This window comes from Pseudomonas aestuarii, assembly GCF_027988105.1.
Classification (GTDB): domain Bacteria; phylum Pseudomonadota; class Gammaproteobacteria; order Pseudomonadales; family Pseudomonadaceae; genus Aquipseudomonas; species Aquipseudomonas aestuarii.
Genome location: NZ_JAQJZJ010000006.1, coordinates 1 through 23325, shown reverse-complemented (window position 1 = coordinate 23325; position 23325 = coordinate 1). Strand labels below are relative to the sequence as shown.

Genomic DNA, 23325 nt, shown 5'->3' with positions numbered 1-23325 from the left:
TCCTCTGTTCGATCAGGTGAAGCGCACGGAGGCGCTACCGATGCCGCCGATCTCGACGCGCATGAAGTCGCCGGCCTTGACCGGTTCCAGGGGCACCAGCGAACCGGAGAGAATCACTTCGCCCGCCTTCAGCGGTATGCCGAAACGGCCCAGGGTGTTGGCCAGCCAGGCCACGCAGTTGACCGGCGAACCCAACGCGGCGGCGCCGGCGCCGGTGCTGAGCAGCTGGCCGTTCTTCTCCACCAGCATGCCGCAGGTGACCAGGTCGACCTGGCGTGGCGACACCGCCGTGTCGCCGAGCACGAACAGGCCGCAGGAGGCGTTGTCCGCCACGGTGTCCTCGATCTTGATTTTCCAGTCGCGAATGCGCGAATCGACGATCTCGAAGCAGGGCATCACGCACTCGGTGGCGGCCAGCACGTCGGCGTTGGTCACGCCGGGACCGATCAGGTCCTTCTTGAGGATGAAGGCGATTTCGCCCTCGGCCTTGGGCTGCATCAGCCGCTGGCTGATCGGCATGGCTTCGCCGCTGTTGAACACCATGGCGTCGGTCAGGTACCCGAAGTCCGGCTGGTGCACGTTGAGCATGTTCTGCACGGCCTTGCTGGTGACGCCGATCTTCTTGCCGATGATCCTCTCGCCGGCGGCCAGCCGGCGTTCGAGCATGCGCAGGGAGATGTGGTAGGCGTCGTCGATGCTGATGGCAAAACCGCGTTCGGTCAGCGGCGCGATCGCCTCGCGGTTGACCATCGCCTGGTACAGCTCGTCGCCGAGCTCGTTGATTAATATCTGGTCCATGCTTGTCTCTCTCTCAGGAAAGGGGGGCGGCCTCGGCGAGGAAATCCTCGACCAGGCGGGCGAAACGGCCGGCGTGTTCGATCTGGGTCCAGTGGCCGCAGTGGCCATACACGTGCAGCTGGGCGTTGGGAATCCAGTGGGACAGGGTCAGCGAGGTCTCCAGCGGGATGATCTGGTCTTCACGGCCATGTACCACCAGGGTCTGATGGGGCAACGCGCGGATCGCCCGCTCGTCGCTGCACAGCGCCTCGACCCAGCGCTGGCGCGGGGCGGGGAACATGGCGGCGAAGGACTCCTGGAAACCCGGACGGATGCTGGCCTGGTAACGCAGCTCGGCCAGCTCGTCGCTGACCAGGCCGCGGTCGAAGGCGAAGAAGTCGAGCAGCGCACGCATGTTGGCCAGCGATGGCGTGTAGCCCCAGGCCGCATCCAGGCCCGCGGTCAGTTCGAAGGGCACGCCGACGCTGCCCATCAGCACCAACCGGCGCACCCGTTCGGGATGGCGCACGGCCAGGGCCAGGGCGATGGCGCCGCCGAAGGAGTTGCCGACCAGGTCGGCCTGGGCGATGCCCAAAGCATCCAGCACGCCGAGGGCATGCAGCACCCAGGTGTCGAGGTTGTAGTGCGCATCCGCCGGGCGCTCGCTGTAACCGAAGCCGAGCATGTCCGGGGCGAGCACCCGGCGGTTCTGCGCCAGCTGCGGCATGACCAGGCGCCAGTTGGCCCAGGCGGTGACACCGGGGCCGGAGCCGTGGATCAGCAGCAGCGGAAAGCCGCTGCCCTGCTCCAGCAGGTTGGTGCGCCAGCCGGCCGCGAGGATCTCGCGACCCAGCTCGGGGCTAGGTTCCGGAGCCTGCTCCGCTGCCTGCGGGGGTGCCTTCAGGGATGCAGTCATGAGCACCTCAGAGTTTCACGCAGATGTTTTTCAGCTCGGTGTAGAACTCCAGCGAGTGCACACCCCCTTCCCTGCCAATCCCGGATTGCTTGCTGCCGCCGAAGGCGGTGCGCAGGTCGCGCAGGAACCAGCTGTTGACCCAGACGATGCCGGCCTCGATCTGCCCGGCGACGCGGTGGGCGCGCGAGCTGTTCTCGGTCCAGATCGCCGACGCCAGGCCGTAGGGCAGGCTGTTGGCCAGTTCGATGGCTTCTTCTTCCGTGTCGAACGGACGGATATGGCAGCAGGGCCCGAAGATTTCCTCGGTGACCACCGCCGAATCGTCGGTCAGCCCGGTCCAGATGGTCGGCTGCACCCAGGCGCCGCCGGCCAGGTGCGCCGGCATGTCCGGCACGCTGCCGCCGGTGACCACAGTGGCGCCGTCGTCGAGCGCCTGCTGGTAGTAGCTGAGGACTTTTTCACGGTGCTTGAGGCTGACCAGCGGGCCGAAGTTGCTGCTCGCATCGTCCGGCGGCCCGATCACCAGCGCCTCGGCACCGGCCTTCAGGCGGGCGACGAACTCATCGAAGATCGGCCGTTCGACATACACCCGCTCGGTGCCCAGGCAGACCTGGCCGCAGTTGGCAAAGGCCGAGCGCAGAGTGCCCTCGATGGCCTTGTCCATGTCGCAGTCGGCGAAGACGATGCCGGCGTTCTTGCCGCCCAGTTCCAGCGACACCTGGCGCACGCCCTTGGCCGCGGCGCGCATGATGGTTTCGCCGGTGCCGGTCTCGCCGGTGAAGGTGTAGGCGTCGACATCCGGGTGCTCGGTGAGGAAGGCGCCGGCCGAATCGCCGCCGAAACCGTGCACCACGTTGTACACGCCCGCCGGCACGCCGGCGGCCTGCATCACTTCACCGAGCAGGGTGGCGGTCAGCGGGGTTTCCTCGGATGGCTTGACCACCACGCAGTTGCCACAGGCCAGGGCCGGGCCTACTTTCCAGGTCATCAGCAGCAGCGGCAGGTTCCACGGGCTGATCACCCCGATCACCCCCTTGGGCCGGCGCACGCCGTAGTTGAGCGCACCGGCACCGTCCGGGGTGGCCATCTCGAAGGCTTCATTAGCGACATTCTTCAGCAGGTCGGCGAACACCTTGAAGTTGGCCGCCCCACGCGGAATGTCGATGTGGCTGGCCAGGGATTTCGGCTTGCCGGTGTCCAGGCACTCGGCCTCGAGAAACTCGTCGAAGCGGGCAGTGATGCCATCGGCCACGCGATGCAGGATCTCCGCGCGCTCGGCCACACTCATCTTGCCCCAGGGGCCCTTGAGCGCGGCACGCGCGGCCTTGACCGCGGTGTCGACCTCGACACGACCGGCCTCATGGACTTGGCCGATCACCTGGCCGTTGGCCGGGTTGATGTCCTCGAAGGTGCGGCCGCTGGCCGAACCGACGAAAGCACCGTTAATGAAATGCTTGATCTCTTTCATTTGCGCAATCTCTGCAATAAGTCGAACTGGGCCTTCAGCGGTTGTGGAAAACTCTCAGGTCAGCACGGTGAGGAAACGTTCGTTGAGCACCCGGTCGTGGTAGAAGATCGCCTTGCCCAGTTGGTCGGCGGTCCAGGTCACCACCGGGTGATCGGGGTAGTGGTAGTCGCCGCCGCAGAACACCTCGTTACGGTTTCCGGACGGGTCGAAGAAGTAGATGGTCTTGCCATGGGTCAGGCCGTGACGGGTCGGGCCGATGTCGATCGAGGTGTCGGTCATGCTGATCAGGTCGGCGGCGCGCAGGACGTCCTCCCAGGTCTCGAGGAAGAACGAGGCGTGGTGGAAACGGCCCTTCTCCGGGTGGAGGATGAAGGCCACGTCGTGCGCCTTCATGCACAGGCTGAGGAACTGGGCGATGCGCGTGCCGCCATCGAGTACCTGTTCGGCGAGGGTGAAGCCGAGTACTTCGGTGAACAGGCGCAGGGTCTCGTCCAGCTCGTCGCCGTACAGCAGGCAATGGTCGAAACGCACCGCGCGCATGCCCTTGAGGCCGCGCGGCCAGGCCTCCGGGTTGACCTCCTCGAGGCCCCACTTGCCGGTGACCTGCTTCTGCGCGAACAGCTCGAAGCGGTGTCCAGAGGGCGAAGTAAACTGCACCCGCCGCCCGCAGTCCTTGAGTTCGCCGGCTGGCAGTTCTTCCACCTGGCAACCGAACTCCTGCAGTTCGCCGGCCAGGCGGCTCAGGCAGGCATCGTCGATCACCTTGAAGGCCATGAAGTCCATGCCCGGCTCGTCGGCCTCGCGCAGCACCACGGAGAACTTGTCGGTCTCGGTCCAGGCCTTGAGATAAACCCGGCCTTGCTCGTCGCGGTCGACCTCGATCAGACCGAGCAGCTCGACGTAGTGTTCCAGGGCCTTGGCCATGTCCAGCACGCGCAGTTGCACGTGGCCGGGACGCATCACACCTTTTTTCATAACGACACCTTTTGTCTTTGTTGTGGGTCGACCGTGTTTTCACTGCACGGCTTTGAATAACGCTCGATGCTCAGGTCGCTGCGGGCAAACAGGCGGCAGGCCAGGGCGTAGCCCTGTTCGCGCGCCTCTGCCGAGACGTGCTTGCAGCTCATGCGCCCGCACTCGTAGTCACCGGCCAGCACCCGCACCTTGCACAGGCCGCAGCCGCCACCGCGGCAACCGACCGGCACGCAGAACAGCCCGTGCTGTTCCATGGCGGTCAGCACCGGCAGCGCCTCGTCGCAACCGAAGTGCTGGCCGCTGCTGACCTCGGTCACTCGATACTGTCTGCCCATGACGGCGGCCCTCAGATGCGCTTGAACAGCGCGGAACGCTGGCCATCGCCGGCGCCATCGGCTGCGGTGAGGAAGCGCTCCATGAAGATGTCGCGCTCGAACAGGCGGCCCTGCATCAGGGTGCTGATGGCCGCGTCGATCATCGGTGGCGGCCCGCACAGGTAGGCCTTGTGGCCGCTGAAACGGCCGTCGAAGTGGGCCTTGGCGGCGTCATGCACGAAGCCCTTGAAACCCTGCCAGGTCGGATCGTCGCTGGCCTGGCTGAGCGCCGGCACATAAGTGAAGTTGCGGTGCTCGCGGGCCAGGCCCTCGAACAGTTCGCGGTTGTACAGTTCGGCGACGTTGCGCGCGCCCTGGAACAGGGTGATCTGGCGGCTGTCGCCTTGTTCCAGCAGGTCGAGGATCATCGACTGCGGGCTGGACAAGCCCGAGCCACCGGCCATGAAGATAAGGTCGCCCGGCTGCGAGCCGCGCACGAAGAACTGCCCGTAGGGGCCGGACAAGTGCAGCTGATCGCCGACCTTGAGCTGCTGGTGGATATAGCTGGTGGCGGCGCCGCCCTCGACCAGGCGTACATGCAACTCCACGTCGCGGGCCTGGCCCGAGGGGTTGGCCAGGGAGAACGCCCGGCTGCCTTCGATGCCCGGAAGGTCGAGGTTGACGTATTGCCCGGACTGGAACGCCATCGGCCGATCCAGGCGCAGGTGCAGGCCCTTGATGGTCGGCGACAATTCGACGATGGCACTGACCGTGGCGCGGAAGTCCGCCACCGGATGGCCAAGAAAATCGGGGTCGACGTCGATGTCAGCCTCGATGGTCACGTCGCTCTGCACAGTGGCACAACAGGCCAGCACCTTGCCCTCTTCGCGCTCGATGTCCATCAGGGCAAAGGGCGAAGCCGCACCAACCTCGACGTCGCCTTCCAGCACCTGCACCTTGCAGGTGGCACAGGTGCCATGGCCGCAGGCGAAAGGCAGCCATACGCCCTGACGCAGGGCGGCCTGGAGAATGGTCTGGCCCTCCTCCACTTCGATCACTTCGCCGGTCGGCTCGATGGTGACGTTGTAACTCATGGTGCTCACCTCAGCTCGCGGAGTTGCCCAAGCCGTTCAGGCCGGGGGTTTGCAGACGCAGCATGTCCTTATGGCGCAGGCCGTTGGCGTCCAGGCTGGCGGCGAAATCCGGAGTCCAAGGCTCGTCGTTGAGCAGCCAGACGCTGGCGCTGAAATCGACCTTGGCGGTGTCCGGGTGCGCGGCCATGGCCGCACGCAGCACCTGCTCGCACAACTCGCTGAAGCCCATGGCCGGGCTTACCGCCAGGGCAAACGGCGAGCAGAACATCAGGTGGCGATCCCAGCCCACGTACAGCAGGCGATTGCCGTGGAAGTTCGCTTCGAGGTCGAGCGGGGGGAATTCATAAGGCCCGATGGAATTGACGGTCATGAAGAGGTTCCTCTTGTTTTTGGTATGGGAAGGATCGGGACGGCGCTGCCGTCCCGCCCCGGCTCAACTCGCCTTGGGCAGCGGGGCGACAGCCGGATTCAAGCCCTTCCACTCCAGCCAGCGCTGGTGCTCGGGCGAGCCGAGGTACTCGAAGTTGTCCTCGCCGATGTTGATGTTGTAGTAGTCACGCACCACCGACTCGACGTCGCTACCGCCGCAGTTGCCCTGGTAGATCTGGTGCACCGGCAGCCAGGCCTGGACATACTTTTCCGGCTGGTTCTTGAAGATGTCGCAGCAGCCATCCGAGCAGAAGTGGTAACGCTCGCCCTCATGCACATGGCTGCGATGGCTGAGCTGGGTGGCGTCGTCCGGCTCAGTGAAGATGGTCGGGATCTGGCACACCTGGCACAGCTGCGGCAGGGTGTTGTTGTAGAAGCGCTCGCCCTTTTCCTGCTGCTCGCGCCAGAAGGTGAAGCGCTCGCGGTAGTACTGGTCGAAAGTTTCCGGGTACTTGGCCGACAGCCAGTCCATCTCCTCGTCGCTAGGCATCCAGGTGTGGAAGTTGGTGGCCTGGCTGTACTGATAGAAGGTCGCCCAGGCCTGGTGGGAGACATGCTGCTTGGCTATCGGGCACTGCTCTACGTACTTCGGCGGGCGGATGCCGTAGCGCTCCAGGTCCTTGAACAACGCGCCGCCGGCCTCCTCGAAATAGACCTCCCAGGCTTCGGCCCAGGACATCACTTTGTTCGGCAGCATGTAGTCCATCATCATTCCGACCAGCGACAGCAGGCGGTTGCCTCGCCAGAACCACTTGTCGATCCAGCCCTGGATGATCGGCACGTTGTCCTCGTGCTGCTCGAGCATGAACTTGATCACTTCCAGGCCCAGGGTCATGTGCCGCGCCTCGTCGGACTGCGCCGAGAAGCCGAAGGTGACGGTGGCCATGTCGCCGTTATAGGCCGCGCCGGACATGAAGGGCACGAACAGCAGGTTGGTCAGCACATACTCGAAGGAAAACGAGATGGCGGTGAGGAACTCGAACGGTCCGGCCGTGCGCGCATCATCGAAGAACGATTTGGGCACCGAAAGGAACCACACCCGGTCGTGCATGTGAGCGAAGTCATGCAGGCCGTTGAAGTGCTTGTTGTAGTGGCTCATCGCGTGAACCTGGGTCTGCACGTGGCGCAGCTCGTCGATCGCCTGCATCTGGCAGGCGACCCGCGCCCCGGCGCCGCTGAACTGCCGGCCAACCCGGGCGAAGCCCTGGAACGCCTGGTATTCGCAAGGGCTGATGCCGCCGAGGAACAATTTCAGCGCATTGACATAGCGCGCATCGGAGATGGTCTGCTGGCCGTTGTTCTGGGCGAAGGCGTCGAGAATCGCGTAGAGCTTCTTCTCCTTCTCGGCCTGGTACTTCCAGTAGGAATCCATGGTCAGGCGGAAGGGGTCTTCCCACTTGTCCCAGTCGGTGATCTTGATACCTTCGAAATCTTCGTGGGGGAAGATGTCCTTCTTGTCCTGGTAGCTGGGTTCCCAGTCGAGGTCGCGGGTCAGGTAGCGGTACTTGTCTTTCAGGCCGAGTTTTTTCTTGTTGGCGGTCATGGCTTGGCTCCTAATTTTTCCACTCGAGAACGAAGGCATCGTCGTCCTCGTCGACGTTGCCGCCGATGGTGATCACGTCCAGCAGCATTTCCTGCACGTCCCAGGCGCGGCCGAGCCGCTCTTCCATGGTGTCGCGACGGATCTCCAGACGGCCTTCGGCCTCGATACGGATCATCGCGGGCTGGTGCTGGACCACCGCATGGGGGTTGTCATGGGTGATGCCATCCACCAGGTAGCGGGCGTTGTCGTTGTCCTGCAGGACTAGGTAAACGAGCGACATGGTCTGAATCCTTATTGAATGTTCAGGCCGAGCTTGTTCAGCCGGGCGAGGAAGTCCTGATGCACGCTGGCGAATGCCGCACCGCCAGCGCTGATTTCGGCCAGCGGTGCCTGCGCTTCGAGGGCACGGGCCAGCCAGTACTCGACCCAGGCTTCGATCTGCAGGCGATTGCTCTCGCTCTCGGCGGCCACGGTCTTGACCATGGCATCGACCCAGCGGCTGCTCTCGGCGTACCACTGGCGCATGAACTCGGTGAGCATGCCGACGTCGCCGGCGCCTTCGGCACTCAGGGTCTCGTCGAACTTCTGGTACATCAGCGGGAACAGCAGGCCATCGCTGACCAGGTTCTGCGCCAGCGTCAGCTCGAACCAGTCCTTGACCACGAAGCTGTCCTCGACGTAACGGCGCAGGCCCTGCCAGACCGGGTCGTCCAGCCACAGCCGCTTGCCCTGCTCGAGCGCCGCGGTACCGCCGCCGTCGAGCAACAGACCGATGCGCGACAGGTACTGGGCAATGCCCAAACGATCCATGGCGGTGTAGATGTGCATCTGCACCACGGTGGTGGCGCAGCCATCGGCGGCGATGCCGCTGTTATTGGTGTTGGCACCCAGCTCGGCGTGACGCAGCGGCACCAGCGCACGGAGGATGCGCGCCCGCTGCTCGTCACTCAGGCGTCCCAGCAGATCGCGCTTCTCGCAGAAGGCGTACTCGTGCTCGGTGGTTTCCTGCATGCGTGCCCGGGTCTGCACATAGGTGCCGTAGTAGTACTGGCGCGGATCGCTGACCGCATACCAGTCGCGCATCACCAGGCAGGTACGGGTGACATCGTTGAGCAGCTTGTCCGGCTGCCACTGCGGGCGGTAATGGAAGTTGATCGTGGCGGCGACGTCGTAGCTGGCCTCCTGATAGCGGCTGGCCGGCTTGTCGCCGAAACGTCTGCGGATATGGCTGAAGGTCTGGCGGATCGGCGCCACCGTGTTCGTCTTGATTTCTATGCTCATCTCGACCGTACCTGTTGTTGTTGTGTGTGGCTGCCGTGGGCAAACCCTTAGTCGTGTTTACCCGGCATGCGGCTGCCGGCTTCACCGAAGCGCCACTTGACCATGTCGTCGTCGACCGCCTGGGCCATTGCCTGGTCCATCACCAGCACGCGGTTGTGCTGGCAGAACTGGATGAACGCGGCGTGCGGCAGCACCAACTCGACGAACAGGTCCGGGTAACCGATGGCGAAATCGAACTCGACGAAGCGGGCATCTGGCTCGCTGCGTACCCGGATGTAGCGCGGCAGGTCTTCAAAACGGGGTTCAAGCGTGTTCATGTTCGGGCCATCTCCCTTGGTGGCGGGTGACAGGCCTAACGCAACGGCTGTGCCAATGCCCGAAAAAAACTTTTAAGCATTTGATTTATATAGATATATAAAGTTTTAAGACGGCATGAGATGCGCCACGCAGCGCAAGATGGCCAAGCTGACCGGAGGGATTTTTGATGATTTGATCAAATGCCACAGGCCAGCTTGAGCAAATGCTCAGCCGCCTGGATGGGGGGTGTGTGAGAGGAGCTGGCGGCGCCAATTTCATCAATTGGTTGACTTCCCCCCGCGCAAGGATCTGGATATGGTGACTGCCGAGTCGAACCACGAGGCGTTGCCCCAAGACCTCGGCCGCCAACCACCCCAGGCCCTTCCATTGACGGAAAATGCAGGTAAAAACAGGTAACCAGCGGGTAACTTCAGCCATTGTCACGGGCTGCAAGGAAACCGGCCTGAGGTGGTTCCCCTTACAAAAACAAGCAGGGGTCCTATTTGCCATGGCAATCAGCTACAAGCCGCAACTGCAACATTCGGACTTTCAGGATCTGAGCAAACAGATCCGTTTTCAAAGCATGGAAGGCAAGATCTGGTTCGGCGAACAGCGCATGTTGCTGATGCAGGTTTCCGCCATGGGCAGTTTTCGCCGCGAGCTGGTGAGCATTCTCGGCATAGAGCGGGCCAAGGGCTTCTTCCTGCGTTTGGGTTATACGTCCGGCCTGCGCGACGCCGAACTGGCGCGCAAGCTACGCCCGCATTGCAGCGAGCTGGATATCTTCCTCGCCGGTCCGCAGCTGCACTCGCTCAAGGGCCTGGTCAAGGCGATCCCCACTGAGGTGGATATCGACATCGAGGCCGGGCGCTTCTACGTCGAGGTGGAGTGGATCGACTCCTTCGAGGTGGAGATATGCCAGAGCGAGCTGGGTCCGATGGACGATCCGGTGTGCTGGACCCTGCTTGGCTACGCCTGCAGCTACTCCTCCTCGTTCATGGGCCGCGAGGTGATCTTCAAGGAGATCACCTGCCGCGGCCGCGGCGACGACAAGTGCCGGATCGTCGGCAAGCTGGCCGAGGAATGGGACGACGCCGAGGCGTTCAAGCAGTATTTCAAGAACGACCCGATCATCGAGGAACTCTACGAGCTGCAGTCGCAACTGGCCTCCCTGCGCACCAGCCTGCAGCGCCAGGAAGGCCAGTACTATGGCATCGGCCAGTCCCTGGCCTACACCAAGGTCTGCCAGATGATCGACAAGGCAGCCCAGGGCAAGGTCTCGGTGCTGTTACTCGGCGAAAGTGGTGTGGGCAAGGAGGTGATTGCGCGCAGCGTGCACCTGCGCAGCGCCCGCGCCGAACAGCCGTTCGTCGCGGTCAACTGCGCCGCCATTCCACCAGACCTGATCGAGGCTGAGCTGTTCGGCGTGGAAAAGGGTGCCTTCACCGGCGCGCTGCAGTCGCGCATGGGCCGTTTCGAGCGGGCCAACCAGGGCACCATCTTTCTCGACGAAGTGGTCGAACTGAGCCCGCGCGCCCAGGCCACCCTGCTGCGCGTGTTGCAGGAAGGTGAGCTGGAACGGGTCGGCGACAACCGCACGCGCAAGGTCGACGCACGGGTGATCGCCGCCACCAACGAAAGCCTCAGCGAGGCGGTCAAGACGGGCAAATTCCGCGCCGACCTGTACTACCGGCTCAACGTGTTCCCGGTGAGCATCCCGCCCCTGCGCGAACGCCAGGAAGATATCCCGCTGCTGGCCGAGCATTTCCTCAAGCGCTTCCACAGCGAATACAACAAGAAGACCCTGGGCCTTTCCGACCTGGCCATGGAGGCCTGCATGCACTACCCGTGGCCGGGCAATATCCGCGAACTGGAGAACGTCATCGAGCGCGGCATCATCCTCACCGAGAGCAACGAGAGCATCAGCCTTGAGGCCCTGTTCCCGCAGTTGCAGCTGGAAGAGTTGCTGGAAAGCCGGCTCTCCAATGAAGGCACCCTGCTAGAGCCGGCTGCCGAGCAGAACTGGATCGAGCAGGTGCTGGGCTCGGGCCTGAGCCTGGACGCCATCGAAGAACAGTTGATGCGCGAAGCCATGCAGCGCGCAGGCAACAATGTCTCCGGCGCGGCGCGCATCCTCGGCCTGACCCGCCCAGCCCTGGCTTACCGGCTGAAGAAGATCGGTATCGAGGCCTGACAGGTTCGCAGCAACTGCGGGTTAGCTCGCACCAGCAGCCTGGGCAACAGGCGCCAGACCAGGCCCAGCGCCACCAAGGGACGAGCCAGCAGGCCGCGCACTTGGTCGCTGCGCGGGCAGCCGTAGCGACACCAGGTGCAGAAATGCTCGCAGTTGTTGGTCAGCAACCGATAGCGGTGCTCGCCTAGCCGCGAGCGGGCTCTGGCCACCACCTGTCCGGCCGCGAAACCAGGCAAGGGCCGATACTCGATCCACACCGGCCGGTTCGCCGCGAACTGCTCCAGCAATACCTCTTCCACCGGCCCTGCCTGCAGCGATTCGCACAACCCCGCGTAATGCACCACCCGACCGTTGCCGACATAGATGCCGTGATGGCAATAGCCATGGCGCGGCGTGACCAGGTGTGCGCCCAGTGGCGGCTCGACGTCTGCGTCGATATCCCAGAGCACCTGTCGTGCCCCTTGCATCGCGCTTGTCAGGAAAATCGGGTGGGTTCTGCTCATGGCCGGCTCCAACCTGCGCAGCCCTTGGCCAGCCAAGGGCTTCAGTTGCGTTACCAGGCTCGATGCATCAACCGCGCCAGCTGCGGCATGTCGCCGAGCTAGACAGGCTGCGGCCGGCCGGCATCTGCACGATGCCGAGGCGCCAGCGAGAAAATACTGAAAAAACGCCCAAGGAGCGGGCACCCCCTGGCTCGGCCAATGGCAAGCAGACGGGTGCCTCGAGACGGTTTCACCAAATGGACAAAGACCCGGACGATTTGATTATTTGCTCAACGACAAGTCCTCCCCTACCGCTCGAATGACTCGTCAAAAAGCCCTTAACAAACACATAAATCAATACAGCTCAATAACTTACATAACATCCAAGAAGACTGGCACAGGCGTTGCTCTAGGGTTACCAACCGCTGCAAGACAACAACAATCGAAGTGGTGACCTGTAATGAGCTTCACTCTAAAGCCGCGTAACGGCCTGCCCTACGCTATTGCCACCCGTCTACCTCGCTTCCCGTTCGCTCTCATCCTGCTGCCCATGCTGCTGGCAGGCTGCGAGGCCGAACTGAATCTGGCGGCAGTCTCTCAGGAAACCAGCCACGCCAGCCTGCGCACCGACCATTACCAGGCGTTGGCCAGCAACGAGGCCGTCAGCGTGCTGGTCGGCAACGATGGCGTGGTCCTGGTCAGCCCGGATCAGGGCCTGACCTGGCAGCGCCAGCAACTGCCAGGGAAACCCGGCCTGATCGATGTGGATGCCTGCCCGGACGGCAGCTTCATCGCCCTTGGTTTTGACAACCGGCTGTGGCACAGCGCCGATCAGGGCCAGAGCTGGAATGTCCATGCGCTGCCGACCGAGGAGCAGATGCTCACCGCGACCTGCGCACCCGGCGGTGCCTGGTGGGCGGCAGGCGGTCTGACCACCCTGCTCGGCAGCCAGGACCAGGGCGCCAGCTGGGACACAACCAGCCTGGACGAAGACGCCATGCTCACCACCCTGCAGTTTCTCGATGCCGATCAGGCGGTAGTCACGGGTGAGTTCGGCCTGGTCTTCAACAGCACGGACGCCGGCCAGAGCTGGCAAGCCAGCGGCAATCTGCCGGACGAGTTCTACCCGCACACCAGTCACTTCGTCAGCCTCGATGAAGGCTGGGTGGGCGGCCTCAACGGCTTCATCTACCACACCGTCGACGGCGGCCAGAGTTGGCAGCGCCAGGACACTCCATCCACCGCGCCGATCTTCAACTTCAGCGCCAACCGCGACGGCCTGTTCGCCATTGGCGACCACAGCAGCGTGCTGCACCTGAGCGGCGAACGCTGGCAGACAGTGCCGACGCCGAATGCGCCGGTTTACCTGCGTGCCGCCAGCAGCGGCGACGACCATCGCCTGACCGTGGCCGGCGGCCGCGGCCTGCTGCTCAACCTCGATACCCGCCCGGCCCTGGCCGCCCAGGCTCAGTGAGGCTTTGACCATGTCCATGCACCGGTTCACCCATTTTTTCTACCTGGCCAAACTCTGGCTGTTCCGTCACCCGCGCCGGGTTCTGGCGCTGATCGGCGCGCTGACCCTGTTCTTCGCCCTGCAGATCCCGGCCCTCAAGGTCTATACCGACTTCGCCGACCTGCTGCCGCAGCAACACCCCTATATCCAGTTGCACAACAGCATCAAGGACACCTTCGGCGGCGCCAACGTGCTGGTGATTGGCGTCGAGTTCACCGACGGCGACCTGTTCAGCAACGTCAACCTGGCCACTCTGGACCGCGTCACCCAGGCGGTGGACAACCTGCCGGGGGTCAACCACAACCTGGTCAGCAGCCTGACCCACCGCAACTCGCGCAAGATCTGGCTGACCGAGGTCGGCAGCATCAACTCCGAGCCCTACTACCAGCCCGAATTCGGCCAGCTCGACGACGCTCAGCTGGCCGCGATGAAGGCCGACGTGGTGGCCAACCCGCGGGTCTATGGGCCGCTGGTCTCGCCGGACCTCAAGGTGGCGCTGGTCAAGGCGCAACTGATCGAGGGTCAACTCGACTACGAGCAGACCTTCGCCCAGCTGCAGGCCCTGCGTCAGGCGGAGGTGCGTGACGGCGTGCGCCTCTACGCCACTGGCCAACCGGTACTGGTTGGCTGGGCCTACACCTACATGGAGCAGATCCTGCAGATTTTCGTGTTCACCGTGTTGGCGATGCTGGCGCTGCTGGTGTTTCATTTCCGCAAGGCCTACGGCGTGCTGATCCCGTTGGGCGGGGTACTGATTTCGACCATCTGGGGCCTGGGCATCATCAGCCTGCTGGGCTACAACCTCGACCCGCTGGGCCTGGTGATTCCCTTCCTGATTGCCGCACGGGCGATGAGCCATGGCGTGCAGTTGGTCGAGCGCTACTACGCCGAAGTACGCGAGCGCGGTGATGGCCAACTGGCCGCGCGCGCCACCTTCGACAGCCTGTTCCGCCCCGGCACCCTGGGCATCGCCTCGGACGCCATCGGCCTGTCGCTGATCGCCATCGGCTCGATCGCGCTGAACACCAAGCTCGGCATCTACGCCTCGCTGTGGGCGACCACGGTGATCTTCTCGGTACTGATCGGCGTGCCGCTGCTGCTGTCGATCCTGCCGCAGCCGAAGAACCCGCAGATCAAGGAAACCTTCCTGCGCCACATCGGCGCCACCTGCGCCGCCACCGTGTCGCGCCCCGGTGCCGCACGCAAGCTGCTGGGCCTGGCCGCACTGGCGATTCTCGCCGGGCTGTGGGCCTCGTCGCAGGTGCGCATCGGCGACTCCGAACCCGGCTCGCCGATCCTCTACCCCGAGCACGACTACAACCTGTCGTCCAAGGAGATCAACGACCGCTTCCCCGGTTCCGAGGAGCTGTACATCATCGCCGAACACGCCGAGAACGGCGGGATCAAGCGACCCGAGGTGCTGCAGTCGCTGCAGTCGCTGCAGGCGCACATGCTCAGTGACCCGGCGGTGGGCGGCAGCAAGGGTTTGCCGGACCTGGTCAAGCAGGTCAATCGGCTGATGCACAACGACGACCCGCGCTGGTTCCAGATCCCCCATGACGCCGATTACGTCGGCGGACTGATGTTCACCTACATGGCCTCCAGCCCGATCCCCGGTGCCCTCGACGAGTTCAACGACACCGACGACCGCATCGCCAACCTGGTGTTTTATTACAAGGACCGCCAGGGCGAGACCATCCGCCGCGCCATGTTCATGGCCAAGCAGTGGATCGCCGAACACGGCGAGGATGTACCGGGCCTGAGCATTCGCCTGGCCGGCGGCACCCTTGGGGTGGCCGCGGCGATGAACGAATCGGCGTTCGAGACCAACCTGCTGGTGCTGCCACTGGTGTTCGTGCTGATCTTCGCCTTCGTCATGGTCTTCTACACCAGCTGGCATGCCGGCCTGATGATGCTGATGGCGATGCTCTTCGCCACCGTGCTGACCTACGCCTACATGGGCCTGGCCGGGATGAGCATTGATATCAACACGGTGCCGGTCATCGCCGTGGGCATCGGCGTCGGCATCGACTACTCGATCTACATGATGGACCGCATCCGCGAGGAGATGGTCAAGAGCGGCAATCTGTCCGCGGCGGTGCACCGCGCCATCGCCACCACTGGCATGGCGATAAGTTTCACCGCGCTGACCCTGATGGCCGGCATCGTCATGTGGGTGCTGCTCTCCGACCTGCGCTTCCAGGCCGACGCCGCCAAGCTGCTGTGCGTGATGATCGTGATCAACGGCATCGCCGCCATGCTCCTGGCGCCGGCCTGGGTGCTGGTATTCAAGCCGCGCTTCATCACCGATGCCTATGTCGACGCCGACGGCGTGATCCACGCCGACCAGGACGCCGAACCGATTCCCGCAATTCCCACCAATCCGTTGCCGACTTCGGCGCAGTCGGACGGTGGGCTGCTGCCCGAGGCGCGCCAACCGGCCTGAGCCGGAATGCATCAACAACCCACCGCAAGAGGTTCTGCCATGCAGACAAGAATAAGAAAAAGCCTGAAACACTGGACCCTGGCCGCGCTGGCAGGCGCGGGCAGCAGCCTGACCCCGCTGGCCAGCGCCCTGGCCGACGAGGAAATGCAGGTCACCGGTTATGTCGAGAACGCCACCTTCGCCCGCGATAGCGTCGGCCTGTCGAAGTTTCGCAACACCCTGCAGCTCAACGCCGACCGCAAGTTCGGCGACCTGGGCCAGCTGAACTTCAAGAACACCGCCTTCCACGCCACCTTCCGCGGCACCTACGATGGCGTCTACGACCTCAATAGCAGCGAATATGGCAGTGGCGCAGGGGGCGCCATCCAGCTGGAGGACACGGGCGCGATCAACCCTGCCAGCTCGGTGCCGCACGGCGGCGGCTTGAAGCTGCCGAACACCTTCAACGTGGCCAACAATCCCAACGAGGGCATGATCGTCCTCGGTGAGAACCTGCACAAAACCAATGGCGGCGTCGCTTTCGGCGTGCCGGTGCGGCCCTGCGACAAGGACAGTCGCGGCTGCATCGACGACTACCTCGACTACAGCAGCAACGAGCTGCGTTTCCCCGAGTTCAACGATCGCCTCGATTTCATCCGCGAGCTATACGTCGACTTCGACAATGAGCTGCCCAACGGCGACATCCTCAGCTGGCGTCTGGGCAAGCAGCAGGTGATCTGGGGCCGCACCGACCTGTTCCGGGTGCTCGACGTGATCAACCCGGTCGACTATTCGCGCAACAACATCTATGACGAGCTGCAAGACATCCGTATCCCCATGTGGATCGCCAAGGCCGACTGGCGCATGGGCGCCGGCGAGCTGTTCGACGACCTCAACCTGTCCTTCGTGTGGAACGTCGACAAGTTTCGCCCGCATAACCTCGGTCAATGCGGCGGCCCCAACTCGATCCTCGATGCGGCCTGCTTTTTCCGCGGCATGAACAACCTGTGGGAAAACGGCGGCACCGTTTCCAACTTCGCCTTCGGCGACACCGCCACCGATTTCGGCCCCGGCCAGATCGGTATCCGCAAGGCACACATGCCGTCCTGGAGCCTGTCCAACACCCAGTTCGGGATCAAACTGGAAGGCGTTTATGGCGACTTTGGCTTCAGCCTCAACGCCCTCACTTATCGCTCCCAGCTGCCTTCGCTGCGCGGTGGCATTCCGGCGCAGAACGGCTTTACCGGCGAGACCGGGGTATCGCCGAGTTTGATTGCGTTCGATATCCACTTCCCGCGGGTCAATTTGCTCGGCGGCTCGATGGACTACTACTCGCAAGCGATCGACACGGTATTCCGCGTCGAGGTAGCGCATACCGAAGGTGAGGAGTTTGCCAACACAATGCAGTCGCGGCTGTTCTCCGAGTCGGACGTGACCCGCTACGTGATCGGTGCGGACAAGAACATCTTCATTCCGGCACTCAACCCCGGGCGCGCCTTCCTGTTCTCCGCCCAGCTGTTCGGCCAACACATCCACGAACACCAGGAAGAGAAACGAGTGCTGGGCAAGGTCGGCATGCCGGACTGGGAACAGAACTGGATCGGCACCCTGCTGGTCAAGGGCTGGTGGATGAACGACCGCCTCAGCCCGCAACTGCTCGCCGCCCATGACTTCAAGGCCGGCGCCACCGCCATCGCCCCGAGCATCGAGTACCTGTTCAGCGACACCCTGAAGATCACCGCCGGCGCCAACATCAAGGTCGGTCGCGGCGCCCGCGAGTATGACGACTGCCGTACCTGCAACCCCTGGGACCCCTTCACCAGCAGCGGCCAACCAGAAGGCATGAGCCTTGGTCTGACCGGCTATGAACCCCTTGGTCGTTTCCGCGCTGGCCCGATTGGCATGGCGCAAAAGGAAGACGAACTGCAACTGACCCTGCGCTACAGCTTCTGATCATCACGAGGAAGACCCATGAATAAGCAATTCCGCTTCCGTTTCGCCGCCCTTGCCCTGGCAATCAGCGCAGGTTTCGCCCAAGCCGACTCGGCTGTGATCGACCGTTCTTTCCGTCCCTACCAGGCTGAGAAGCCGGCCTTTGCCGGACTCAGCGCCGGCCTGACGATCAACAAGGCCAACGTCGCCCAGTTCAAGGACATCATCGACCCGGCCTTCTACGGCTTCATCGAGAAGGGCTGGCTGGATATGCAGGTTGGCGAGACCACTTCCTTCGACCTGCACCCCAATTATGTCGAGGCCACCCGCCAGGGCCAGGACAAGGTCAAGCTCGGCGCCAAGGCTGGCGAGATCGAAGGCTGGGTCGCCGGTCGGCCGTTCCCCCAGGAACCGGATAGCAATGACCCGCGCGCCGGCGAGAAGCTGGCCTGGAACTACAAGTATGGCTACAACTGGGGCGACAGCGCTGCCATCTCGCCGTTCTACTGGAAGTACCGCGACATGGAGTCGGCCAAGGTCGAGCGCACCATCAAGTTCGATTTTCACTTCCTCAACTTCATCGGTCGGGTCAACCAGGAACCCAAGCCGGCGATCACGCCAAACCCCTCGGAACTGTTTCGCGGCATCTACGTCAAGGTGCTCGAGCCCTACGACGTACGTAACACCCAGCTGCTGATCCACCGCGCCCAGGACGACCTCAAGCGCGACAATTCCTGGCTCTACCTCGGCTTCCAGCGTCGCGTACGGCGCCTGGCCACCGGCCAGGTGACCGATGCGTTCCTCGGCTCAGACCTGATGATTGAAGACTTCGAGGGTTACAACGGGCGCATCTCCGACATGAACTGGACCTACAAGGGCACCCGTTTCATGCTGATGCCGTTTTACAACCACAACGACCTGAGCCTGGACAGCGAGACCCATCAGGACAGCGACGGCTACCAGGTCGTGGCTTTCGGTGGCCAGGGCGGCTGCTTCCCCGACATCACCTGGCAGCTGCGCAAGGTCTACGAGGTGGAAGCGGCACCGGTCGAAGGTAGCCATCCGCTATCCAAGCGCGTGCACTACATGGACGCGCAGACTTTCACCATCCCGCGGACCGTCTCCTATGACCGCAAGGGCGCGCTGTGGAAAACCTTCACCATCGGCCAGGCCCACCCGGATCACCACCTGGCGAAAAACAAGGACAGCGGTGTGTCGATCGACGACAGCTTCAGCATGATCGATGTGCAAGCCATGCACTGCACCACCGGCCAGTTCAAGGGCCAGGTCGACCCGGAAATGAGCAAGCCGGAAATGTTCAGCGTGCAGCACATGCGCGCTACCGGTAACTGAAGTCCCACCTGCAAGGTCAGCACTCTGGCTGGCCTTCTGCCTCAATCATCCCCTCACAGCCTGCCGCCAGCGATGACCTATCGTCGATGGCGGCGGGCTGTAGTGGTCTCCCCATGGGGCAGGTATCCGCTGGCGTCACTAGAACTGGTCGCCTTTGAGCAGACTCAGCAATGCATCGGCATCCAGCTTGCCGCTGACCTCGCCGCCACCCAACAAACTGTCGGCGAGGTCTCGCTTTTTCCCGTGCAGGGCGACGATCTGCTCCTCGATGGTGTGCTCGGTGACCAGCCGGTAGATGGTCACCGGGCGCTGCTGGCCCATACGGTGGGCGCGGTCGCTGGCTTGATCCTCTACCGCGGGGTTCCACCAGGGGTCGAGGTGGATCACATAGTCGGCAGCCGTCAGGTTGAGGCCGGTACCGCCGGCTTTCAGGCTGATCAGGAAAATCTCGCCTATGCCGGCCTGAAAGTCAGCTATACGTGTCTGGCGCTCTTTCGGCGAGGTGGCGCCATCTAGGTACTGATAGCTGATGCCCTGCTCATCGAGCCAGCCACGAATGATGCTCAGGTGGTCGACGAACTGGCTGAACACCAACGCCTTGTGGCGGTTCTCCAGCAGCTCCTCGACGATTTCGGCAAAGGCGGCCAGCTTGCTGCCACTCAGACCACAGCCCGGCATGACCAGGCGCGGGTGACAACAGAAGCGCCGCAAGCGAGTGATCTCTGCCAACACCTGCAGCGACTTGCCAGGCGCCGTAGCAGTAAGCGTCGTCAGGGCCTGCTGACGCAGAGCCTCGTACAGGTGCCTCTCCTCGCTGGACAACGGCACCTTGTAGGTGATCTCGGTGCGCGGTGGCAGTTCGTCGAGCACCTGGCTTTTCAGTCGCCGCAGAATGAATGGCTGGATCAGGGCCTTCAACGCCTTGCGCGCGCCCTGCTCGCCACGCTCGATCGGCGTGGCGAAGCGCTGGGCGAAACGGTCCTGGCTGCCGAGCAGACCCGGGTTGATAAAGCGGAACAGGTTCCACAGCTCGCCCAGGTGGTTTTCCACCGGGGTGCCACTGGCGATCAGCTTGAAGTCGGCCTGCAACGTCATCGCCGCTTGCGAGCGCTTGCTCTGCGAGTTCTTGATCGCCTGGGCCTCATCCAGCACCACGCTGGTCCAGTGCTGACGGCCAAACGCCTGATTATCCTGCTGCAGCAGACCATAGCTGACGATCACCAGATCCAGCGGCCCCAGTCCATCAAGGTGGCGAGTCTGCTGATAGATGTGCAGCCTGAGCGTTGGCGCAAAGCGGGCGGTTTCCGCCTGCCAGTTGAGCGCCACCGAGGTCGGTGCCACCACCAATTGCGGCCCCGCAGGCGCCCGGTGCAACAGCAGGGCGAGGGTCTGCACGGTTTTGCCCAAGCCCATGTCATCGGCCAGACAGGCGCCGACGCCCCATTGGGCCAGGCGCACCAGCCAGTCGAAACCTTCGCGCTGGTAATCGCGCAGCTCGGCCTGCAGGGTACTTGGCACCTGCGGCTGGTAGTGCTTGAGCGATTCGAGCTTGTCCAGGTGCGCTTGCCAGCCGGCATCGGCCTGAAACTCGCCGGCCTCTTGCGCCAACCCGGCCAACAGCGGGGTGGTCAGCAGGTTCAGGCGCAGACCGTCATCGCCGACCCGATCGGCCAGATGGGCCAACTCGTCCAGGCGCTTGCGCAGGCTGTCGCTCAGGGCCAGCCAATCCTTATCACCAAGCTTGAGGAAGCGCCCGGTGCTGGACTTGAGCAATTCCAGCAGCTGACGTAGGTGCAGCACGCGGCCATCGTCCAGTTGCACTTCACCGTTGAGCACGAACCAGTCGCCCTGCTGCTTGAGCCCGAGCTTGAGTTGGCCCATGCCCGGCCGCGCCTTGATCCGCATGCGCTCGCCTTCCGGCCAGACGCATTGCAACCAGTCGCCCTCCAGCGCCTGCAACTCACTCAATACTTGCAGGGCATCCTGAGGTTCGGCCAGCTGCCACTCCTGACCATCGGTGTCGGCCTGCGCCAGCGCCGGGCAGGCCTGCAACACCCGCTGCAACGCGGCGGTTTCTGCGTGCAGGTCACGACTTGCCTGTAGCGCTTTACCGTCGAGCTCACCGAGTATGTTTTCCAATCCATGCCCGGGCTTGAACCAGCTGCTGCTGGCCAGCGGTCGCACCAGCAACTGCAGGCGCAGGCCTGCCTCCAGCGGCAACAGGTGCGCATACACCGTACCGTCGGCGGCTACACTGTCCAGATGGCCAGCCAACTCCGGCAAGTCCGAGTGGATCGGCAATAGTGGCGCTATCGCACCGATGGCCTCGACCAATTGTGCCTTGGCAGCCTGCGGCACACTCAGGCCGTCACCGACTATATCGGCGATCTGCCGTAGCTCACGGCTGATCGGGTAAACCAGCAGGCGCGTTGGCGTCTCTTTGCGCAGCAGCACGGCAGGATTGCCCTGCACACCATTTGGCTCGAGCTTGAGGTGGATCTGTGTGCCTTGTGATTTAAGCTGCAAACTCACTTGGCCGAGCAGCAGATCGACCCGCACATCCGGCGCATCGGCCCAGAACAAGGCCGGATGCCCAACCAGTCGAGGCAAGGCGTGCTCAGCAGACAACTCATAGCGCGTCCCACCAGAGTAATAATCGGTCCCAGGCTGAATCATGCGAATCGTCTGCCGGTCCTGCTCCAGCAGGAAGTCCAGGCTGTCGGCATCCTCGAACAGGCGTTTAAGGGCCACGGCGCGCCCTTTGCTCCACTGCCCCTTGGCGCCGAGCTTCTGCTCGCGTGGTTCGACACCCAGCTGCTCAGGGTTGAAGGTGACGAACCAGGCCAATCGCGTCGACTTCTCGATCTGGGTAGCGCCCGACTCGGTCTTTCCCGACTTGAGCAGAGACAGTGCGGTCAGGGCATGCTGCCAGGCTTCTTGGCGCTGGTAGAGGCTAACCAGCGGCACCAGCCCGGCCACTTGGTGCCAGTCCGGCTGGCGCCGCAGCTGGGCAAACTGCTGCGCCAGCAGGGCATCCAGCTCCTCAGCGAGCCAGTGGTAGCCCGCCGCTGCCAGGTTGTCGCGAAAGCCACTGACCTGCTCCCGCCACACTGGCTCGCGCACCACCTCGGCATCCGCCCAGTACAGCCCCAGGGCCAGCAGCAGGCCATCGAAACCATTGAACGACAAGGGCTCGCTAAGCTCAGGATCAAGCCGCCGCCCACTCGCCTGCTGCTGTTCGACCAGCATCTGCAGAGCCGGATAAGCCCGGCCGTAATACTCCTTCAGACCCAGGCTGACCGCCTGTTTCAGCGCCGGATACAGCTGTTTGTCAGCACAGGCCAACAACAGCAGGCAATAGAAACCATTGAGTATCGGCGGCAGGTCAACTTTGCGCTTCTTGCTCTGCCGCTTGATCACCAGCATCCACTCCTGCATGGCCAGCAAGGCTTGCGGATACTGACCACGCAACAACTGCAGGATGAACTGTTGCATGAACGCCAGCTCACCCCGTCCCAGCGCTTTAAACTGCAACCAGTCGCCACGCCACAAGGCCTGCAACATCAGTTGTAACGACAACTCAACACTGGCCGAAGAGTTTGCGAGCAAGGCCAACCCCTGCCGATAAGCCTCATCTGCCGGTTGCAACTGCCAGTTCACCTGTCCCAGATAATCCTCCAGCAACAGGCTTTTGACCTCATGCTTGAGTGTGGCAAACACCTGCCTGCCCGGCTCGTCAGCCAGCAGTTGCTGGCAAGGCGACTCGCCCGTCAGGGTCTGGCGCAGCGAGCTCGACTGCAGCAAAGCCACTCCCTGCCGCACGTCATCTGCCTGCCCACCCAGGATGGCCAGCCAAAGACTCAGCCGCTGATTCGCCTGGCTGGGAATATCCCAAGCACTACGCTGCGGTGCGATGCTGCTACGCAGCGCAAGCAACCAGCTGTCTTTGCTGACGTCACTATTGAGCTGCTGCAGCACCAGATTGCGCCGCTCCGGCGGCAAGCAATAGGGCTGTCCGCCGCCGCCGAGGCTGACCCAGTCGAGGCGGTGCAGCATCGCCAGTACCTCGCTCAGCGCCGAGCCGTCCATCGCCCGGGCTGAGGTGCTGCGCACCCCCATCTCGCGCAACTGCTCGAGCAAAGCGGTTTTATGCTTGCCCGGGAAAGACAAAGCCAGCACATAGAGCACCGCCTTGTAGGCATCCGGCAGGGCGGCAAGCCCGAAAGGGGTCACAGGGGCGGACATCGGTAAACTCCAGCCTCGGAAGGAAAAACAGAACGCGCGATATTAACAAACCACAGGGTTGAGCGAGCGCCAGGCTGCCGCGATTGA

18 protein-coding genes are annotated in these 23325 nt (G+C 63.3%); 5 read left to right on the top strand and 13 right to left on the bottom strand.

Translation table 11 applies throughout. The features are described from left to right. Positions 1 to 12 precede the first annotated feature (12 nt). From dmpE to PH586_RS13845, 11 genes are all read right to left on the bottom strand, one after another. A complete protein-coding gene (dmpE, locus tag PH586_RS13895; RefSeq protein ID WP_271348362.1) occupies positions 13 to 798 on the bottom strand; it encodes a 2-oxopent-4-enoate hydratase in 786 nt (261 codons plus the stop codon). Between the two features lie 13 nt (positions 799 to 811). Next, the gene (locus PH586_RS13890) at positions 812 to 1693 is read right to left on the bottom strand and encodes an alpha/beta fold hydrolase (protein ID WP_271348361.1); all 882 of its coding nucleotides are present in this window, start codon (positions 1691 to 1693) and stop codon (positions 812 to 814) included. Between the two features lie 7 nt (positions 1694 to 1700). Then, complete coding sequence (locus PH586_RS13885) at positions 1701 to 3161, bottom strand: 2-hydroxymuconic semialdehyde dehydrogenase (RefSeq protein ID WP_271348360.1); 1461 nt, start codon at positions 3159 to 3161, stop codon at positions 1701 to 1703. 54 nt (positions 3162 to 3215) lie between these two features. Beyond that, entirely contained in the window at positions 3216 to 4136 is a 921-nt protein-coding gene (locus tag PH586_RS13880) for a catechol 2,3-dioxygenase (RefSeq protein WP_271348359.1), read from the bottom strand. Further along, complete coding sequence (locus PH586_RS13875; protein ID WP_271348358.1) at positions 4133 to 4471, bottom strand: 2Fe-2S iron-sulfur cluster binding domain-containing protein; 339 nt, start codon at positions 4469 to 4471, stop codon at positions 4133 to 4135. The genes PH586_RS13880 and PH586_RS13875 overlap by 4 nt, the downstream gene beginning before the upstream one ends. Before the next feature lie 11 nt (positions 4472 to 4482). Beyond that, positions 4483 to 5544 (bottom strand): NADH:ubiquinone reductase (Na(+)-transporting) subunit F, encoded by a 1062-nt coding sequence (locus PH586_RS13870; RefSeq protein WP_271348357.1) that lies wholly within the window; start codon positions 5542 to 5544, stop codon positions 4483 to 4485. A 10-nt stretch (positions 5545 to 5554) separates the two neighbouring features. Then, positions 5555 to 5914 carry a phenol hydroxylase subunit P4 gene (locus PH586_RS13865; RefSeq protein ID WP_271348356.1) on the bottom strand — a complete coding sequence of 120 codons (360 nt, stop codon included), beginning with the start codon at positions 5912 to 5914 and terminating at the stop codon, positions 5555 to 5557. Between the two features lie 63 nt (positions 5915 to 5977). Continuing rightward, entirely contained in the window at positions 5978 to 7516 is a 1539-nt protein-coding gene (locus PH586_RS13860; protein ID WP_271348355.1) for an aromatic/alkene/methane monooxygenase hydroxylase/oxygenase subunit alpha, read from the bottom strand. A gap of 10 nt (positions 7517 to 7526) precedes the next feature. After that, the gene (locus tag PH586_RS13855; protein ID WP_238044628.1) at positions 7527 to 7796 is read right to left on the bottom strand and encodes an MmoB/DmpM family protein; all 270 of its coding nucleotides are present in this window, start codon (positions 7794 to 7796) and stop codon (positions 7527 to 7529) included. A gap of 11 nt (positions 7797 to 7807) precedes the next feature. Next, entirely contained in the window at positions 7808 to 8797 is a 990-nt protein-coding gene (locus tag PH586_RS13850) for an aromatic/alkene monooxygenase hydroxylase subunit beta (protein ID WP_271348354.1), read from the bottom strand. 47 nt (positions 8798 to 8844) lie between these two features. Next, positions 8845 to 9114, bottom strand: coding sequence for a phenol hydroxylase subunit (locus tag PH586_RS13845; RefSeq protein ID WP_271348353.1), 270 nt, complete (start codon positions 9112 to 9114; stop codon positions 8845 to 8847). Positions 9115 to 9602: 488 nt separating this feature from the next. Here PH586_RS13845 and PH586_RS13840 point away from each other — a divergent pair, with 488 nt between their 5' ends. Then, the gene (locus tag PH586_RS13840) at positions 9603 to 11288 is read left to right on the top strand and encodes a sigma-54-dependent Fis family transcriptional regulator (protein WP_271348352.1); all 1686 of its coding nucleotides are present in this window, start codon (positions 9603 to 9605) and stop codon (positions 11286 to 11288) included. Here PH586_RS13840 and PH586_RS13835 read toward each other — a convergent pair. Next, positions 11255 to 11791 (bottom strand): lecithin retinol acyltransferase family protein, encoded by a 537-nt coding sequence (locus PH586_RS13835; protein WP_271348351.1) that lies wholly within the window; start codon positions 11789 to 11791, stop codon positions 11255 to 11257. The genes PH586_RS13840 and PH586_RS13835 overlap by 34 nt on opposite strands. Before the next feature lie 439 nt (positions 11792 to 12230). Here PH586_RS13835 and PH586_RS13830 point away from each other — a divergent pair, with 439 nt between their 5' ends. Genes PH586_RS13830 through PH586_RS13815 form a run of 4 tightly spaced genes read left to right on the top strand, consistent with a single transcriptional unit; the run spans position 12231 to position 18993 of the window. Beyond that, positions 12231 to 13244 carry a WD40/YVTN/BNR-like repeat-containing protein gene (locus tag PH586_RS13830; protein WP_271348350.1) on the top strand — a complete coding sequence of 338 codons (1014 nt, stop codon included), beginning with the start codon at positions 12231 to 12233 and terminating at the stop codon, positions 13242 to 13244. A gap of 10 nt (positions 13245 to 13254) precedes the next feature. After that, entirely contained in the window at positions 13255 to 15729 is a 2475-nt protein-coding gene (locus tag PH586_RS13825; protein WP_271348349.1) for an efflux RND transporter permease subunit, read from the top strand. Between the two features lie 39 nt (positions 15730 to 15768). Next, complete coding sequence (locus PH586_RS13820; RefSeq protein WP_271348348.1) at positions 15769 to 17661, top strand: DUF1302 family protein; 1893 nt, start codon at positions 15769 to 15771, stop codon at positions 17659 to 17661. 18 nt (positions 17662 to 17679) lie between these two features. Next, positions 17680 to 18993 carry a DUF1329 domain-containing protein gene (locus tag PH586_RS13815; RefSeq protein WP_271348347.1) on the top strand — a complete coding sequence of 438 codons (1314 nt, stop codon included), beginning with the start codon at positions 17680 to 17682 and terminating at the stop codon, positions 18991 to 18993. A gap of 138 nt (positions 18994 to 19131) precedes the next feature. On the opposite strand, the gene PH586_RS13810 is transcribed toward PH586_RS13815, so the two are convergent. After that, complete coding sequence (locus PH586_RS13810; protein WP_271348346.1) at positions 19132 to 23238, bottom strand: DEAD/DEAH box helicase; 4107 nt, start codon at positions 23236 to 23238, stop codon at positions 19132 to 19134. Between the last annotated feature and the right edge of the window lie 87 nt (positions 23239 to 23325).

Bases quoted from the DNA above. Each gene is read 5' to 3' on its own strand.
- PH586_RS13840 (WP_271348352.1), top strand. From the start codon at position 9,603: ATGGCAATCAGCTACAAGCCGCAACTGCAACATTCGGACTTTCAGGAT.
- PH586_RS13810 (WP_271348346.1), bottom strand. From the start codon at position 23,238: ATGTCCGCCCCTGTGACCCCTTTCGGGCTTGCCGCCCTGCCGGATGCC.
- PH586_RS13885 (WP_271348360.1), bottom strand. From the start codon at position 3,161: ATGAAAGAGATCAAGCATTTCATTAACGGTGCTTTCGTCGGTTCGGCC.
- PH586_RS13835 (WP_271348351.1), bottom strand. From the start codon at position 11,791: ATGAGCAGAACCCACCCGATTTTCCTGACAAGCGCGATGCAAGGGGCA.
- PH586_RS13825 (WP_271348349.1), top strand. From the start codon at position 13,255: ATGTCCATGCACCGGTTCACCCATTTTTTCTACCTGGCCAAACTCTGG.
- PH586_RS13890 (WP_271348361.1), bottom strand. From the start codon at position 1,693: ATGACTGCATCCCTGAAGGCACCCCCGCAGGCAGCGGAGCAGGCTCCG.
- PH586_RS13870 (WP_271348357.1), bottom strand. From the start codon at position 5,544: ATGAGTTACAACGTCACCATCGAGCCGACCGGCGAAGTGATCGAAGTG.
- PH586_RS13820 (WP_271348348.1), top strand. From the start codon at position 15,769: ATGCAGACAAGAATAAGAAAAAGCCTGAAACACTGGACCCTGGCCGCG.
- PH586_RS13875 (WP_271348358.1), bottom strand. From the start codon at position 4,471: ATGGGCAGACAGTATCGAGTGACCGAGGTCAGCAGCGGCCAGCACTTC.
- PH586_RS13865 (WP_271348356.1), bottom strand. From the start codon at position 5,914: ATGACCGTCAATTCCATCGGGCCTTATGAATTCCCCCCGCTCGACCTC.
- PH586_RS13830 (WP_271348350.1), top strand. From the start codon at position 12,231: ATGAGCTTCACTCTAAAGCCGCGTAACGGCCTGCCCTACGCTATTGCC.
- PH586_RS13815 (WP_271348347.1), top strand. From the start codon at position 17,680: ATGAATAAGCAATTCCGCTTCCGTTTCGCCGCCCTTGCCCTGGCAATC.
- PH586_RS13855 (WP_238044628.1), bottom strand. From the start codon at position 7,796: ATGTCGCTCGTTTACCTAGTCCTGCAGGACAACGACAACGCCCGCTAC.
- PH586_RS13845 (WP_271348353.1), bottom strand. From the start codon at position 9,114: ATGAACACGCTTGAACCCCGTTTTGAAGACCTGCCGCGCTACATCCGG.
- dmpE (WP_271348362.1), bottom strand. From the start codon at position 798: ATGGACCAGATATTAATCAACGAGCTCGGCGACGAGCTGTACCAGGCG.
- PH586_RS13880 (WP_271348359.1), bottom strand. From the start codon at position 4,136: ATGAAAAAAGGTGTGATGCGTCCCGGCCACGTGCAACTGCGCGTGCTG.
- PH586_RS13850 (WP_271348354.1), bottom strand. From the start codon at position 8,797: ATGAGCATAGAAATCAAGACGAACACGGTGGCGCCGATCCGCCAGACC.
- PH586_RS13860 (WP_271348355.1), bottom strand. From the start codon at position 7,516: ATGACCGCCAACAAGAAAAAACTCGGCCTGAAAGACAAGTACCGCTAC.